Here is a 16,578-nt window from a genome sequence, read left to right on the forward strand (position 1 = left end):
TTTAAATCTAATTTCAGCTAAATACCTGTAAATTAACATCAAAAGATGCCCAAACCATGTATGGGTGTGAATCGCAATGGTATACCTCGCCTATAGCGGTTATGCCAACAACTCCTGCAAAGCCATCAAAAGCCTTAAGTTCATCAAAAGATTTATCAGATGCATCCTTCAAAGAAAAGCCATCAGTAACACGGGTAACGATTTTAGCAGCCAGTGCCCCGCTCACTATATCTTCGCCAACACCTGTACAGGATATACCTGCATATTGATTTGCATAATTGCCAGCAACAGTTGCAGAATCACTCACCCGGCAAGGAATTTCGAACCCTTTGCCACCGGTTGATGTTGCAGCAGCCAAATTTCCATCTGCATCGAGCGCAACACAACCTACAGTGCCTTTATTGTTTTTTGAATTTAATTTAGCTTCATATTCTGATTGACGTTGCGCGGTAATGGGATTATAATAGTCGAACCCATTATCCCTGGCAAACTGCTGTGCACCAGCTCCGCTTAAAACACGGTCGTCATAAGTTAATAAGTTCTGTGCAATTTCAATCGGGTTTTTAACATCCTCAATATTGATCACTCCACTAAATTTTTCTGTTTTGCCATCCATTAAAGCAGCACTTAACCGCACCTTACCATCGCTTTGGATCTGTGAGCCAATACCTGCATTAAATAACTCATTATCCTCCAGCAGTGCAACAGTATACACAACGGTTTCTAAAGCCGTATGCGTTTTTAAATATTCATGCCCAAGCGCAACAATAGAAGCCAAAGCATCTTGTTTCGCCTTTTTTGTTTCCTGATTGGTAGACGATTCACTAAAAAATCCTCCGTGTATGATGAGTTTCATCTTTTAAATTTGTGTATTAAAACAATTATTATGAGCGTTTGGCTTTAAATCCTACACCATAATCTTCATTTAAGATATAGGAATAACTTTTGGATGATGAATAACCAAACTATGGTCTGTTAAATCATAAACGTCACCATCACACATTACATGTACCACCATATTTTTAATCGAGACCGGTTGGCCCATTTCTACATCGGTTAAATTGGTATCGGCCATATTGCGTCCATCTACCAAAATCACCATCCCGGAGCCGATCGCTTCCATAATATGCCCGTCGGAGATAAAAAGACCTGTATCTTCGCCAAGGCCGATGCCTAAAATACCCGGGTTACTGGCCGCAGCATACAGTAATCTACCAATTCTGCCGCGCTGAACAAAGTGTGTATCTACAATAACATCATCAATAAAGCCAAGGCCGCCAGTAATTTTCACTTCCCCTTTTAACAAAGCATCTTTGCTGCTGCCCTGGTAAATCATGTTTTTAGAACTCGCCGCCGCACCTGCAGAAGTACCTGCAATTACCACAGGTTCATTTCTATATTTTTCGAGTAAAATCTGGTGAATTTTTGTCCCACCGAAGATCGAAGAAAGACGGAGTTGATCGCCACCTGTAAAAATAATCACTTCAGCTGCTTTGATCCGTTCGTAATTTTCGTCAGAATTGGCTTCTTCACGATTGGTGATATTTAATACACCAACATTATGAACATCCAGTTGTGCGTAAGCCTTTATGTACTCTTCGCCAACTTTTTCGGGCATTAATGAAGCCGTAGTAATGATTTCGAAGCGGGATTGTGTGTCTCTTAATGATTCTGTAGTAATCCGTTTAAGAATTCCACGCTCAAAAAAATTCATGTTTTCAGGGAGGCCAAATTGCGTTTCTGCGAAGCTACCTGTGTTTATTGCGCCGCCAATAATGATGAGTTTACCTTTCGGAACCATTCTTTGTGTATTATATTGTATCAAAAAACCCAAATATATAGGCTTAAGATAAAAAACACGACTTTTTTTGTCAATAATATTCAAATTATTAACAAACCTTAAAATAATCTAACCTAAATTTAACGTTATTGTACTTGAAAATAAAACAAATACACCTTAAAATTGATTTAGCTAAATGAGGCACCTATTTTCAAAATAAATGCATAATTTACAGTCATCAATTTCTTTCTTTAAATTGAATAAAACAGGCTGTTTCAAATGCCTGATTTACCTAAAAAACGAACAAAATATTACATGAAGATATCAAACATACAAGTATTGAGAGGGCCAAATATTTGGTCGATTAGCCGGAAGAAACTGATTCAGATGCGTCTGGATTTAGAAGATTTAGAACAAAAACCAACCAATGTAATAGAAGGATTTAGCGAACGGATAGAGAAACTATTGCCAAGTATGTTTACCCACCGCTGTTCTAAAGGGGTAGAAGGCGGTTTTTTTACCCGCGTGAAAGAAGGAACATGGATGGGCCATGTAATTGAGCACATAGCTTTAGAAATTCAGACTCTTGCAGGCATGGAAACCGGATTCGGTAGAACACGCCAAACCAAAACTGAAGGCATTTATAATGTGGTATTCAGCTATCTGGAAGAAAAAGTAGGTGTTTATGCTGCTGAAGCTGCCGTAAAAATTGCCGAAGCTTTAATTAATAATGAAGAATACGATCTGGAGCACGACATCCGTAGGATGAAAGAAATTCGTGAGCTGGAAGCTTTGGGTCCAAGTACGGGCTCAATAGTGGAAGAGGCAGTGAGCAGAAGCATTCCATGGATCAGACTGAACAAAAGCTCTCTGGTGCAATTGGGATACGGCAAAAACCAGGTTCGTTTTAGGGCCACCATGACTGAAAAAACCAGTAGCATTGCGGTAGATATTGCAAGCAATAAGGAGGAAACGAAACGTTTGCTCACTGAGGCGGCTATTCCGGTCGCATCTGGCGTTACCATTTCCAATATTGATGACCTTGAAGCTTCGGTTAAAAAAGTTGGCTTTCCGTTGGTGTTCAAACCGCTTGATGGAAATCATGGAAAGGGAGCAACCATCAACGTTAAAACGATGGAAGATTCTATTGCTGCTTTTGAATATGCAAAAACTTATTCGAGAAGGGTTATTATTGAAAAATTCATTACCGGATACGATTTTCGTGTATTGGTAATTGACCATAAAGTAATTGCAGCGGCTCAACGCGATCCTGCGCATGTAAGAGGTAACGGAATCCATACCATTCAGGAGCTTATTGATAAGGAAAACGAAGATCCACGCCGTGGTTACGGACACGAAAACGTGTTAACCGAGATTGCTGTAGACCGTGATACGTTAGATCTGCTTGCCAAAAAAGAATATACTTTAGAAACCATCCCCGAAAAAGGAGAGGTTGTTTATTTAAAATCAACCGCTAATTTAAGTACCGGCGGAACATCGATTGATGTAACTGATATTGTTCACCCTCAAAATATCTTTATTTGTGAAAGGATTTCGAGGGTAATCGGTTTGGATATTTGCGGTATCGATATTATGGCCCAAAATCTTACTCAGCCCTTAACCGAAAATGGCGGTGTTGTTTTAGAGGTTAATGCGGCACCGGGATTTAGGATGCACCTAGCCCCGAGCGAAGGCTTACCTAGAAACGTTGCCGCATCGGTAATTGATATGCTGTATCCTCAGGGTAAATTATCACAGATTCCAATTATTGCCGTTACCGGAACGAACGGTAAAACCACCACAACCCGATTAATTGCACACATTATCCGTAGCAATGGTAAGCGTGTGGGCTTTACTACCAGTGATGGCGTATATGTGCACAATACCATGCTGATGAAAGGCGATACCACGGGGCCTGTAAGTGCGGAGTTTATCTTAAAAGACCCAACCGTAGAATTTGCTGTTTTGGAAACGGCCCGTGGCGGAATTTTAAGGGCAGGATTAGGTTTTAATGCCTGTGATATTGGTGTGGTAACCAATATTCAGGAAGATCACTTAGGCATTTCAGATATCCATAACCTTGACGATTTAACTCGCGTTAAAGCGGTTGTAATTGGTGCAGTGCGCCGTAAAGGCTGGGCTGTATTAAATGCTGATAACGGGTATTGTGTGCGCATTGCCAAAGATGCACGCTGTAATGTTGCTTATTTCAGTATGGATGAAAACAATCCGGTAATTAAGGAGCATTGCAGAAAAGGTGGCATTGCAGCCATTTACGAAAACGGATTTATCACCATTAAAACAGGCGACTGGAAACTTCGCGTAGATAAAGCAACTCATATTCCTTTAACTTTTGGTGGCTCGGTAAACTTTATGATCCAAAATGTTCTTGCCGCAACGCTTGCTACCTATTTGTGGGGTTATAAACCGGAAGATATCCGTTTGTCATTGGAAACTTTTATTCCATCTGCAGCACATACTCCCGGCAGAATGAATGTTTTCAGATTTAAGGATTTTAAAGTATTAGTTGATTTTGCGCACAATCCAGATGGATTTAATGGTGTTAAATCTTTTTTACAAAGTGTTGAAGCAACAGAACATGTAGGCATAATATCTGGAACCGGCGACAGAAGAGACGAAGATATTATCGAAACTGCCCGTATTTCAGCACAAATGTTCGATAAGATCTACATCTGTCAGGAAAAGTATTTAAGGGGAAGAGATCAGCAGCAACTGGTTGATTTATTGGTGCAAGGAATTAAAGAGGTAGATCCCAATAAAGAAATCATTATCAATAATAAAAGTACCGAATGTTTGCAGATTGCAATTGAAACTGCTCAAAAAGGTTCTTATTTAACGATTTTAAGTAATACGATCGACAATACAATTCAGCGTGTTACTGAACATTTAGACCGTGAACTGGAGTCATAATTTTCAATTTTATTATGCTACCCATCTTTATCTTGAATTCATTTTAGGATTTTAAATAGCAGAATTGTTATGCTTATCATGACGGAAACCCATAAAAAAGCCCTCTTTCGAAACTAAAGAGGGCTTTTTATTGAATATCCTTTTTATTTATGCTTGTGCATCACGCAATCTTTTAATCTCGTCGTGTGATGTTCTTAATGATGCTTTTTGATCAGAAATCAGTTCTCTAATATTCGATGGAAGATCTTCTTCTTCTAAAGCCATTTTATATCCATTTTGAGCGGCATCTTCACCAAATTCACAATTGTTTAAAACTGTTTTACGGTCGTGTCCGGTAAAAATTGCTTTAACATCCATCCAAGCCCTATAAATTTTACCAGAGTTGGTTGTTCCTGTTTCAATATCTTCGCCCAATGCAGCTACTTCTGTAGCTAAAGCCATTTTATATTTTTGGCTCTCGGCAATCATATTTAAAAATAGTGTTTTTAGATCAGCGTCGCCATCTTTTAATTCCTGACGGGCTTTTTCATAACCCTCAATACGGTCGTTATTGATTTGAACAAGGTCGTTTAATATTTCTGCTGTTGCTGTTGTCGTTTTCATGTTGTTATTTTTATAGTTTTGATGTATAAGAGCAACACCTACAATCAAAAAAAGGTTTGTCATATTTTTGATTGGTTACAACAGATCGCTAAAGATGAACCGCTTATTCTTTAGAAAAATACTGTGTAAGTTTTTCTTTTACGAATCTTCTCACCCGCATAACCATATTGCCCTTCCGTTTGATCAGAAAGTTTTTTATGGCTGCATATGCAATAGGATCTTCAGCAATAACTGCCGGAAATTCGGTAATTGGTTTCGGATTGATAATAACGTTATAGATGTCATTTATGCCGGAGTGCACTCCTGTTCCATCGTGCCCAATGTTGTTCACAAGCGATTGTGATGGATTAAGCGTTATACCTCCTTTTAAAAAGATGGAAGCATACCATCTTATGGCCCAGCTATTGTTTTTTCCTTTTTTAAACTCCTGCATTTGTTTCCAGAAATTCATTTTGTTGTCGATAGAAAACGTTGCACGCTTCTTTTTATCAAACTGTTTTAAGAGCAAGTCTATATTAGGTTCAAAATTTTTCCAGGCTCTTCCCCATGTTGCCCATCCCCAACTTGTTGCAGCCCTGTAAAAAAAAGATTGCGGCAATGTTTCCGTCTTTAAAGGATACATATAAGCACCGATATGCATTACCTTTTCTTCTTTGCGGTAACGGTTTAGGGCATCATTAAAATATGCCAGCGTATGGGGCGAGGTAACCAGATCATCTTCAAAAACAATCACCTGATCGTATTCCTCTACTAATTGGCTTACCCCTGCGATTACCGAATTGGCCAATCCGGCATTATTTTTACTTTCAATAACCTTGACAGATTTAAATCCGTCGATTTTTTTTATGATTTTCCGTACCGCAGCAACTTTTTCTTTATCCTGATCCGTTTTTGCCCCGTCAGAAAAGATGTATAAGTGGCTTTGTTCAGCCAGTTCGTTCTGCTGGAGAAATTTGATTGTCCGCTCGGTATGTTGCGGGCGGTTATATACGAAAAGTGCTATTGGAGCAAGGTTTTGCATTTTTGTTTTATAAATTACCCTATCAATAAATTGGCCAGTTGCTGTTATTCATCGTCATTTTGATCCGATAGCTACCGGATAAAGCATCGCGGACTGGAGAAAAATGATCAAACCTAGCATGAAGTAAAAAGATTTCTCGGCTTCATTTCGAAATGACGGTCTTTCTAATTTAAAATATATGCAGGTTATGATCTGATTTTTTAGTTAAAACCGTGTATGCGTTTGCAAATTGCTCCTGCTTTTTCTTTCCAAAAAGATTGCCCAACACTTTTTTAATGCGGTATTCGAGCTCTATTTTTAATTTTTTAGAAAACGTTTTTGGTGCTTTTCTATTGATAAACTCATTAAATTTAACCGTTTCAGGGGCAGTCATCGAAACTTTATCCTCCAGAATTTCCAAACCTTCACTTTGCAATAAAAATCGCAAAGAAGTTGGCGTATACATGTTGATGTGCCCATAATCCAAAAAATGCTTCATTCTTTGGTCTACACCGAAACGGTAATCTTTTGGCACTTCTACCACTACATATTTTGCAACCCTTTTTAACTCACGGAGCAAAATTCTTTCGTGTTCCACGTGTTCTAAAACATGCGCTAAGATGATTAGGTCGAAAGCATCATCCTGATAAGGAATTTTATATCCATCAAAGGTTTGTGCCTCTTTTAAACTGGCAAGCTTACGGTCTTTTATAATGTCGACACCACTTTGTGCAATTTCCAGCGCATAAAGTTCAGGTGCAAAATGCCATTCATTTAAAAAGTGTAAAATACTGCCATCGCCTGCACCAACCTCTAATACTTTTTTAGGCTTTAGCCCTTTACAAACCTCAACAATGTTTTGTGCTTTATATTTTGCACCGAGCATTCGCCAGGCCACATCGCTATTGGTATAAAAATTATCGTATGCGGTTTTTACTTCTTCGCTTAACATGGTGCTAATTGATTTAAATACCTAAACAATTGTCTTGCTTGTAGAAAACTGATGTTGCTTTTTCGTAAAAAAGCCCTGGTGAAATTCCACTAAAACTAATTTCTTTAAAACCTTGTGTTTTTAAAAGCACACGTGCAGGATTATAAACTTCGCGTTCGCTGTCATCCAAAACCAATACACCATTTGATGATAACGCATCAACGCTATATTTACAGCAATTTACGCGGTCGCGGCCATCTACGATAATAATATCGAACTTTTTACCCAGTAAAGTTGCTTTTTTAGCATATTCGCCATCTTTTTCCAAGTGACAGAAAATCATCTCGGCATTGGCCGGACTTGTATTTTTAACTTTATCAAACCAGCCTTTATCATGTTCAACCGAAGTAACCGAACCTGCTCTTTCTGCATAAAAAATGGTAGAACTGCCCGAACCGTATTCGAAAATATGCTGCGTTTTGTTGATCCGCTCCTTTATAAAATCGATAAACGAATAGGTTACCCAGGGCAAAGCTTTTCCTTTGCCATCTACAGCCTGTTTCTTATCAAAAGCGGTGAACCAGCCAATGCTGTTCAGGTAGCCTTTATGACCGTAAGATAATAATGCTTTAAGCCTGCTTGGCTTTGCAACTAGTGTGGTTAATGCTTTAAGAGTACTCAACGTTTAAATATTTTTTGAAATGCTGTGACCAAAAATAATGATTTTAACATCATTATACCTTGTTGCCTAGTTTTAGGAATAAATAAAAGATAAAATGCGGAACTTGCACAGGCTATCAGGGTAGCAATTGAAGCTCCAACCCCAGCATATAAAGGAATTAACCATAAATTGAGCAGAACATTCAATAATGCACCAAATGCTGTTCGATAAAAAGAAATTTTAGTAAACCCTTCTGCAAGTAAAAACTGAGAACTCGCACTGCCTAAGAAAACAAATATACCCGACCAAATGTGTATCGGGAGCATAGTTTCTGCTCCTTCAAAACGATTTTCGTATATAATTTTGATGATAAGTGATGAGGAAAAAGTAATTACCACAGCAACTGGTAAACTTATTGCAACCAGTAAATCGTACAGGTTTTGCAAGCGTTTCAGGTACCGCTCATGATCTGTTTTTCTGGCAAGAATCAGCGCTGGGAAAACTGAGGTAACAATTGCTACCGGAATAAAATACCAGGCTTCGCTTATTTTTGCAACTGCAGCGTAAATGCCTACGGCCTTACTTCCTTCTGTTTTTAGCATTACCTGATCTATTTTCATGTAAATAGAAACCATTACCGCAGATAAAATTAGCGGCGCAGATTGCTTAAGTAAGGATTTGGCCCTGCTTTTTTTGAAATGCCATTTAGACATATCAAAACCCTTGATGCGGTACATTAACATCAATCCGAAGGCCAAAATGAAACCATCAAAAACCAATGCCCATGCAAACCAGATTACTGGAAGATGCAAGATTACCAGAACTATTTTTACTAACGCAGATAGTATTACGCATATATTCTGAACCTGGACAACATATTTAGACTGTACTTGTGATTGAAAATAAGAATCGATTACGTTGAAAGACTTAAAGAATGCAGCAAAGGATAAAAGTATTACCACATAGGTAAGCGGCTGGCCCGGATTATCTGATAAATGATGAAAAAGCAGGTATAAACCAATAGAAATTGGGATAAGTAGCAGGTTAACACCTAACCTTAAAAACAATGAAGTTCCAAGAATCTCATCTTTTTTAGATGGATCGTTTATAATTTCGCGGATGATAAAAGTATCTAAACCCAACGCACCAATTGCGGCTGCTATCGCTGTAAATGCATCAGCGAAGCTCAGATCGCCAAAAGATACCGGACCTAAAAACCTTGCTACAACAAACCCTACCAACATGCTTAAAATCCGCCCGAACATTAACCATCCCGTATTTTTAAGGTACTTGTTAAATGCTTCTTCGTTAAAACCTTTTATGGCGGGTAATTTCATTAACGCAAAGATGTAAAAAAATGTGCGTTAAGTAAGGCGATGTAAATGCTAAATATTTAATCCCGAAAGTACATATAAAGGTTATTTGCCCTTACCCTTACTTTCCAACACTTTTGTTTCTGTTGTTTTAACTTCGGGCGTTTGCGCAGGGAGCGCATTTACCGATGGAACTGGCTTGCTGTTTAAAGGAGCACCAACTGCAAGGTCGCACCTATGGTTTGGCTGGCCATGTGGTGGGTTTAAACCTTTGGCTGTTTTAATTCCTATCGATTGTTTTACCGCAGGTTGAGTGGTAACAACCTGAGTAGGTTTACTATCAAGAGGTGCGCCGATGGCAATATCACACCGATGACCTGGCTCTCCATGTTTGGGATTTAATTTCTTCCCTGAGGTATTTGCTTGTGTTGTTGCGGGAGTATTATTTGCCTGCTGATTTAGTTTTTGCTGTGGTTGTGCAGCTGCCGCTTGATTTAGTGGTGCACCTACCGCCAAAGCACATGTATGGCCAGCTGCGCCATGCGGTGGATTAAAAATAAGGTTAGTTTTTGAACTTTGGCTTACTGGCTGAATAGTGTTGCTTTTTTGCAAACCCTGCATCCCTGTAGGTGTTGAAATAACCGTTTGAGCAGTTTCTTTTTTTTCGCTATTGCAGGCACAAAGCACAGTAATAATGAGGAGGTAAAAAGCGTTTTTCATGAGACTGAATTTGGGACTACCCAAATATGGCGAAATTAATTTACGCCTGAAAACTCTTTTCTATTCTTTCTAACTGTTTTAAATGGTGTTTTAGATGAATTTCAATAAACCTTAACCATTGTTTAGCATTTAAATAGCCTAACCTGGGGTGTTTGGTTTTACAATCGGGCTTCGCATCGGCAATTAAAGGATAATTATCTTCCAGCGCCTTTTCGAACTCTAAAATAAAATCCAGTGCTTCTGTTTTACTGATCTTTTTTACACGATCTGCCAGGCGTTTGGGCACCTTATATTTTTTTGCAGGCGGAAGAGCACCCAAAAGTAAAATCATTTTTACAATGAAGTGTGTCGGTTTGTTTTCGCCCTTGCCGTTAGCTGCATGCTCCATCGCAATTATAGATAAGAGGCTCGCATCAAAAATATGTGAGTATACTTCGCTGTAACTCCAACCGGCAATTGGGGGTGTACTTTGAAAGATACTGTCGGGATAATTAAATAATTTTGTTTTATAGGCATCGATAATTTTATGTGTCGATGCCTTTATTTTTGCCGCTGTCATTTAATAAAGATAGGATGAATTACTGCTTCTCCAAATATTTTAAGAAGTCGTCTTTATTAGATGGGAAAATGAAAACATCAGATACCGTGAAATAATTCTGAGGATCTGCAACGTTTTTATAAAGATTCCTGGCCACTTTCAATCGCTCATCATCAAAGCTGAAAGATTTTAACAAAATTCTTGCCTGAGCGCTTAATAGTGAGGAGTTTTTGCTCACTACATTAATCATTCTTAGTCTGCCATCATCAAAATTTTCCTTTCTGTACTGGTTTAAAAACGCCTGGAAAGCCTCCTCAGAGAGTAATCTGTAATTTAATTCTGGCTGTGGTGGCCTTGGCGGCACAATCCCAGTATTGTAATCTCCGGCATAACCATCAAAATCATTTAGCGCATATTGTCTGTTGCGGAAGATGGTGAGCTGTTTAAAAGTGATTAACCGCTTATTTTCAAAACTTAATACAAGCCGCTCTTGCGGAGTAACCCTAAGCCGCTGTTTTAACAATACGGTATTGCCCTGAATAATAGATAGTGTTGGTGCGGTGTTGTATACATCGTAAAAGCGGAACCTCCCATTGGCAGATCCAACGAGTTCATCGTCTAAATACACGCTGTACTTGCCTGGATTAACAATTTGTAAGAATACTTCGGCAGAATTGCCATTGTGTTGAGCGAAAGTTAGGGTAGCAAATAGCATTGCCAATCCTAAAAAGATGGTTTTTTTCATTTTAATTAAGGTTTCATTTGTGTGTGTATTAAACTAATGCTAAACAAATGCCAAAATCAAACAAAAAAGGAGTAAGGCTAAAAAAGTCTTAATAATTCTTCGAGGTGAAGAATTTCTTTATGTACATCATCAGGTTTTTCTTTGCGCATGGGATTGAAAAATATAGCCTCCATCCCAAAGTTTAAAGCACCATAAATATCAGCCTCCAAACTATCGCCAATCATAATGCTTTCTGCTTTAGAGGCCTTGGCTTTATCCAATGCGTACTCGAAAATTAGTGGATTTGGTTTGTTTACGCCTACATCTTCGGAGATAATTACATTTTCGAAATAAGGATTAAGGTTAGAAAGATTCATTTTGGTTAAGGTGGTTTCCTTAAATCCATTGGAAATTATATGCAGGGTATATTTTTGTTTCAAATAAGCCAGAACATTTTCGGCTCCTTCGAAAAGATTGGTTTTGGTAGGTGAAATACTCACATAGTCATCTTCAAACTGATGAGGTACTGCATCTGGATGAATACCCAATTGAATAAAGGTTTTGCTAAAGCGTTCCGACCTTAAAAAATCTTTCGTGATTTTGCCCAGGTGATAATCGGCCCACAACTGGTGATTATTTTCGGTATAAGTGGAGATAAAATCAGAGCAGGATTTTAGGCCAAGCGTATCCAGTTTATACGTTAGGTAAAGCTCGTTCAACGTTTCTTCGGCATTGCGGTCAAAATCCCAAATGGTGTGGTCAAGGTCGAAGAAAATATGTTTTTTCATGAAATAAGTTTTTACAAAGGTAGCCTAATGATTTTTGAATTATAAATAATCATCAACTTTCGCTTTTAACTCTTCAATAAGCATTTCATCCATGTATTGGTAATCGTCAGGAATATCAAGTATAATGATTTCCTTTTGGTAGGTTTCTTCAGCGAAACGCTGCGTAATTCTTTGCTTGTGTTTTTTCTCCATTACAAAAATCAAATCAGCCCACAAAATCAGTTTTGCATTGATTTTAATCCTGGCCGATGGTTCAGTTCCGGCAGATCGTACCTGGTGATTAGCATGGTTTTTATAAATGGTTTCGGCAGTAGCACTTCGCCATTTGTTTCTACTGCATACAAAGAGAATATTCAAGTTTTATTTACTAATGATTAATAACGCTAGGGTAAAAATATAGATTGCAGACCAATTTACACTTTCTCACCGTAAGCCAGGTCGCCAGCATCACCAAGCCCTGGAACAATGTAAGATTTGCTGGTCATTTCTTCATCAATGGCACCCAGCCAGAGTTTCGCCTTTGGCAGGTTGGCACGTACATGTGCTACCCCCTCGGTACTTGCTATTGCGGCAACGATATGAAGTTCTGCTATTTTATAGCGGTTTATAAGCTCTTTACAGCACATTACCATGCTTTGGCCGGTGGCCAACATAGGATCGGCCATAATTAAAACTTTTCCATCAAGATCAGGGGTAGAAATGTAATCCATCTGAATTACAAAATCACCGCTCTTTTTTACTTTCCTGTATGCCGAAATAAAACAGCATTCTGCTTTATCGAAAATATTAAGCAAACCTTGCTGTAAGGGCAAACCGGCCCTGAGTATGGTAGCCATAACCGGCTGTTCTGCCAAAACATTGCAAGGCGAAACACCTAGGGGTGTAGTAATATCTTTGGTTGTGTATTGAAGTGATTTACTGATTTCATAAGCGAAAAACTCACCAAGCCGCTCCAGGTTTTTACGGAAACGCATCGAATCTTTCTGGATATTCTCATCCCGGAGTTCGGCAATAAAGGTATTGGCAATAGATTTTGTTTTGCTCAGATCAAAAATCATAATCATGTTTTCGGTACCCAGGGAATTACCCTGTAATGGTTTAAATTTAAGAATTTTAAGCCAAAATATATTAAACTAAATCAATTACCTGTGTAACTCATCATTTCTGCAAAAAGTAGTTTTAACTTTTTGTATTTAGGGTGGTTAGCTAAACTCTTTAAATGCCAGCTGCTGTAAAAAGTGCCATTTACAACCTTAACCGAATCAATATACCACCGCAAAATTTTTGTAGCGTCCTGGTGTGGCAAAAACTGAAGAATGTAATCGGTTAAACAATAAGAATTAACAAGCAGGGGCGTTACTTTTTCGAGTTGCAGATCGTACCAGCTAAATGCTGTGCAGGTACCGGCCCTAAAACCAGGTACATTACTGTAACCCATCGAATAATCGGCAGTAATACCTGAGTTGAGAATATTAAGGTAACAAATGGGAAACTTTAAAACTTCCAGTTGCTGACTGCTTGAAGGAACAATATTTGGATGTATCTTTTTAAGTTTCGATAAGCCTTCTTTAATTTCTACCTTTTTTTGCACATCGCTGGCGCAAGGCCTTAATAAACCTAATGATTGGTTAGCTAAAAGCTGTGAAATGCCGCTTATCCGGAGGTATTCTATCGGTACATCTGGAAAATCGGCAAAATAGAGTGGCTTATTTTTCTTTTTGGCAAAAATGTTGTTCGTTTCTTCCAAAACCTTCTCATTATTGATACCAATACCGGTAAGCACATCAAATTTAGAGCTGAGGTAATTGTTCTCTTTTTTAAAAAGTGCACTAAAAACAAATTTAGTCCGGTTTAAAAAGCCATCGGGTATATTGGGCGGTAAACTAAAGTGTATGGTGGGCTGCTGTTGAAATTTCTTTTCGTGAAATTTAAACTCGGGATGTTTTTTCCTGATGATACTTTTAATCATCAGCGCCCACTCATCAATAATCGGCCGCTCTAAAATCCGCCATTTGTGCTGATAACTTTTTGATGGTTTAAAAGCTTCGTCTGTTACTTGCTGATGAAGATATTCTTCGTAACGGGTAACAATAAAAAACGAGGCAGCAAAAATATCAAAGGGTAAAGTAGAATCCTCAACGGGAAAAGGAACCTGGTACTCGCCAAAAGAAATGCTTTTAGGTTTTAGTTCTTCCAGTTTATTGGAGAAAAGCAACGGGGTACTTTTAAAAAAAAGTTCAGCGCCCAATGGCTGTTCGCCATAACTGATCTTAACCTGGTCGCTTTGCAGAAAATATTGGCTATTGCCGGTAAATTCTACTTCGGCCTTAAGTATATCCTTAAAAATAAAATTGAAGATATATTTTATCCTGGGCGTTAATATATTGGAGAAGATGATTAGATGCATAACCTATTTTAACAAACCGGAATTTTAAAACAAAGATTACAAGAAATATTTCTCAGCCAATATTAACAAAACAATACCGCCTAATAAAATTAACGGTAATTTAACACTGAACCGTTATCTAATACAAAAATTACAATTAAAAGTTTGCGCTGAACTTTTTATCAGGGTAAAGAATCTTGGTACTTTTGCGGTTATTCCCTTTCACAATATGCACTATACTCATCTGATCATCAAACATATCGTATAAAATAGTATCGTTCACTTCTACCGATTTTATTGCCGGAATTTTTTCAACTTCGAGGTAGATGTTTGTGGCTTCATGATCGATCTCAAACCCGATGTAATTCATTACGACGGGTTTTCCATTGGCTTTTACCTGTAAATGGGAAAGCAGGTATTTTTTTACCAGTTCATCCATCGCATTCTTCATGTTTGGATTGCTCAAATCGGTTTTCTGCTTATACATTTTAGCCAAAATGGCCTCAAAATCATCCGAAAAAATCTTACAGCTTATCTCCAGCGTTTTATCTTTAGCATTAAAGTTTACTTCGGTTGTACTTACATGAAGCGGATGTTTTATGCCAGCCTCAACAGAGAAAAAGGCACCGCACAAAAGCAGCAGAATATATTTTAATTTATGCATCAATATTTTTGTTTTCAGCAAACAAAGTTAAGAGATAAATCGGCTACTTATTAAATGTAATTAAGGTGTTATGCCCGCGTTGCTCAAGCTGTAAATGTTTAAAATTTAACCTGGCAAATATTTTAGCTAATTTTTTGTGGGAGGGATGGACATGGGTAAATTTAATATTAAAATTTTCGTTAAGCCAATAACTCATTTTCATTGCCATTTTTTTTAATCCTGATTCTTTTTCAAGTTCTTCCTTTAGGTATTTTTCATTGTTAACTATAATAAAACCATATCCGTTTTCTTTTACCAGATTGTAAATGCATTTGGCAAAACGGATGTCGTTAATACAATAATACCAGCAGATGCGGTTAAAAATTATATCGAATTTCCCATGGGCCTCTTCCAGGTAACCAAGTGAAAAGTTCAGTGCGAGGCTCTCGTTTGCAGCTTTGGTTTTGGCGATATCAAGATAGTTCCGGCTGATATCGTGCCAGGTAACTTTTGCCCCTTTTTTAGCAAAAGCAATGCTATATTGCCCTGGTCCGGCACCGAGATCGAGTATCGTTTTATTTTTAAAATCAGGTACCCGTTCTTTTATTGCCTCTATCACCTCATTATTTAATTTTTGACACTCATTTGCGGCATACTTTTCTGCAAAAGCTTTAGGAACAGGATCGAAACCTTTTTCGGGTTTTTGAAAATAATATTTAAGCCAAAGCATATCGATGATTAAAAAACCAGTATTTCAGGTACCAATATAACTTATTGTTTGTGCAACTTAAACAACAATCTAGTTTACACCTGTAAACCTTGTAATTGGTTAATAATTGCTGTAAAACATAAAATATTGGTAACAAATTTGGTATTTAGGCTTTTGTTTAATGGATATTTGGTCTTTATGGAATTAAAAATATATTTTTAATCTTTATAATCTATTTTGCCTCCAATAGTTAGCTTATTATTTCATGCCGTTACAAGATTTTATCTTTTATTTCAAACTGGGTTGGGAACATATTATAAGCGCTGATGCTTTAGATCATCAACTTTTTGTTTTAGCATTGGTGGCCATTTACAGCTACAATAATCTGAAACAGGTATTGATACTCGTTACTGCTTTTACCATCGGCCATTCGCTAACCTTACTTTTGAGTGTATTGGACATCATCAGATTCGAAAGCAAATGGGTAGAATTTTTAATTCCCTGCACCATAGTAATTACCGCGATAAGTAATTTATTCAGGAAGAATTTTTCATTAAAATCAGTCAAAATCAATTACTTTCTGGCATTGGGTTTTGGATTGATCCACGGAATGGGTTTTGCAAATTCCATCAGGATTATGCTGGCAAAAGACCAGAACATTGGGTGGGGATTATTTGGTTTTAATGTTGGCTTAGAGGCCGGACAGGTTTTTATGGTGATTATTATTTTATTGGTTACATTTTTTATTTTTAACTATACACGTATAAAACGCACCAGTTGGGTGTTATTTGTATCTGCAGCCGTATTTAGCCTGGCTTTAAAAATGGCTTTGGAAAGAATTCCTCTTTAAC

Annotated in this window: 18 protein-coding genes; 2 read left to right on the top strand and 16 right to left on the bottom strand. The window is 37.8% G+C overall.

The genetic code is table 11. From position 1 onward, the window contains the following. Positions 1-13 precede the first annotated feature (13 nt). Positions 14-856: an isoaspartyl peptidase/L-asparaginase gene (locus tag ASE74_RS00965; protein ID WP_055903003.1), complete on the bottom strand. Its 843-nt coding sequence runs from the start codon at positions 854-856 to the stop codon at positions 14-16. A 69-nt stretch (positions 857-925) separates the two neighbouring features. Then, positions 926-1,801 (bottom strand): cyanophycinase, encoded by an 876-nt coding sequence (locus ASE74_RS00970; protein WP_055903005.1) that lies wholly within the window; start codon positions 1,799-1,801, stop codon positions 926-928. 294 nt (positions 1,802-2,095) lie between these two features. Between ASE74_RS00970 and cphA the strand changes: the two genes are divergently transcribed. After that, a complete protein-coding gene (cphA, locus tag ASE74_RS00975) occupies positions 2,096-4,711 on the top strand; it encodes a cyanophycin synthetase (RefSeq protein ID WP_055903110.1) in 2,616 nt (871 codons plus the stop codon). A 147-nt stretch (positions 4,712-4,858) separates the two neighbouring features. On the opposite strand, the gene ASE74_RS00980 is transcribed toward cphA, so the two are convergent. From ASE74_RS00980 to ASE74_RS01045, 14 genes are all read right to left on the bottom strand, one after another. Beyond that, positions 4,859-5,314: a PA2169 family four-helix-bundle protein gene (locus ASE74_RS00980; protein ID WP_055903112.1), complete on the bottom strand. Its 456-nt coding sequence runs from the start codon at positions 5,312-5,314 to the stop codon at positions 4,859-4,861. Positions 5,315-5,417: 103 nt separating this feature from the next. Then, positions 5,418-6,335 (bottom strand): glycosyltransferase, encoded by a 918-nt coding sequence (locus ASE74_RS00985; protein ID WP_055903006.1) that lies wholly within the window; start codon positions 6,333-6,335, stop codon positions 5,418-5,420. Between the two features lie 169 nt (positions 6,336-6,504). After that, a complete protein-coding gene (locus ASE74_RS00990; RefSeq protein ID WP_055903008.1) occupies positions 6,505-7,266 on the bottom strand; it encodes a class I SAM-dependent methyltransferase in 762 nt (253 codons plus the stop codon). A gap of 13 nt (positions 7,267-7,279) precedes the next feature. After that, positions 7,280-7,927 carry a hypothetical protein gene (locus ASE74_RS00995; protein WP_055903010.1) on the bottom strand — a complete coding sequence of 216 codons (648 nt, stop codon included), beginning with the start codon at positions 7,925-7,927 and terminating at the stop codon, positions 7,280-7,282. Further along, complete coding sequence (locus ASE74_RS01000) at positions 7,924-9,243, bottom strand: flippase (protein ID WP_055903013.1); 1,320 nt, start codon at positions 9,241-9,243, stop codon at positions 7,924-7,926. Before ASE74_RS01000 ends, ASE74_RS00995 begins: the two co-directional genes overlap by 4 nt. An 81-nt stretch (positions 9,244-9,324) precedes the next feature. Then, positions 9,325-9,939 (bottom strand): hypothetical protein, encoded by a 615-nt coding sequence (locus ASE74_RS01005; protein ID WP_055903015.1) that lies wholly within the window; start codon positions 9,937-9,939, stop codon positions 9,325-9,327. Between the two features lie 40 nt (positions 9,940-9,979). Further along, positions 9,980-10,498: a DUF1569 domain-containing protein gene (locus ASE74_RS01010; protein WP_055903017.1), complete on the bottom strand. Its 519-nt coding sequence runs from the start codon at positions 10,496-10,498 to the stop codon at positions 9,980-9,982. A gap of 19 nt (positions 10,499-10,517) precedes the next feature. After that, entirely contained in the window at positions 10,518-11,222 is a 705-nt protein-coding gene (locus ASE74_RS01015; RefSeq protein ID WP_055903019.1) for a DUF4476 domain-containing protein, read from the bottom strand. A gap of 77 nt (positions 11,223-11,299) precedes the next feature. After that, the gene (locus ASE74_RS01020) at positions 11,300-11,989 is read right to left on the bottom strand and encodes a YjjG family noncanonical pyrimidine nucleotidase (RefSeq protein WP_055903021.1); all 690 of its coding nucleotides are present in this window, start codon (positions 11,987-11,989) and stop codon (positions 11,300-11,302) included. Between the two features lie 39 nt (positions 11,990-12,028). Beyond that, complete coding sequence (locus ASE74_RS01025) at positions 12,029-12,346, bottom strand: low molecular weight protein tyrosine phosphatase family protein (RefSeq protein WP_055903022.1); 318 nt, start codon at positions 12,344-12,346, stop codon at positions 12,029-12,031. Between the two features lie 56 nt (positions 12,347-12,402). Continuing rightward, the gene (gene upp, locus ASE74_RS01030; RefSeq protein WP_055903114.1) at positions 12,403-13,047 is read right to left on the bottom strand and encodes a uracil phosphoribosyltransferase; all 645 of its coding nucleotides are present in this window, start codon (positions 13,045-13,047) and stop codon (positions 12,403-12,405) included. Positions 13,048-13,127: 80 nt separating this feature from the next. After that, positions 13,128-14,396 (bottom strand): hypothetical protein, encoded by a 1,269-nt coding sequence (locus tag ASE74_RS01035; protein ID WP_055903024.1) that lies wholly within the window; start codon positions 14,394-14,396, stop codon positions 13,128-13,130. Between the two features lie 136 nt (positions 14,397-14,532). After that, positions 14,533-15,039 carry a DUF6702 family protein gene (locus tag ASE74_RS01040; RefSeq protein WP_055903026.1) on the bottom strand — a complete coding sequence of 169 codons (507 nt, stop codon included), beginning with the start codon at positions 15,037-15,039 and terminating at the stop codon, positions 14,533-14,535. Positions 15,040-15,082: 43 nt separating this feature from the next. After that, positions 15,083-15,748, bottom strand: a complete 666-nt coding sequence (locus ASE74_RS01045) for a class I SAM-dependent methyltransferase (RefSeq protein WP_055903029.1) — start codon at positions 15,746-15,748, stop codon at positions 15,083-15,085. Between the two features lie 244 nt (positions 15,749-15,992). Between ASE74_RS01045 and ASE74_RS01050 the strand changes: the two genes are divergently transcribed. Further along, positions 15,993-16,577, top strand: coding sequence for a HupE/UreJ family protein (locus ASE74_RS01050; protein ID WP_055903031.1), 585 nt, complete (start codon positions 15,993-15,995; stop codon positions 16,575-16,577). Position 16,578: the final 1 nt, after the last annotated feature.

It is taken from the genome of Pedobacter sp. Leaf216, assembly GCF_001421515.1.
Classification (GTDB): domain Bacteria; phylum Bacteroidota; class Bacteroidia; order Sphingobacteriales; family Sphingobacteriaceae; genus Pedobacter.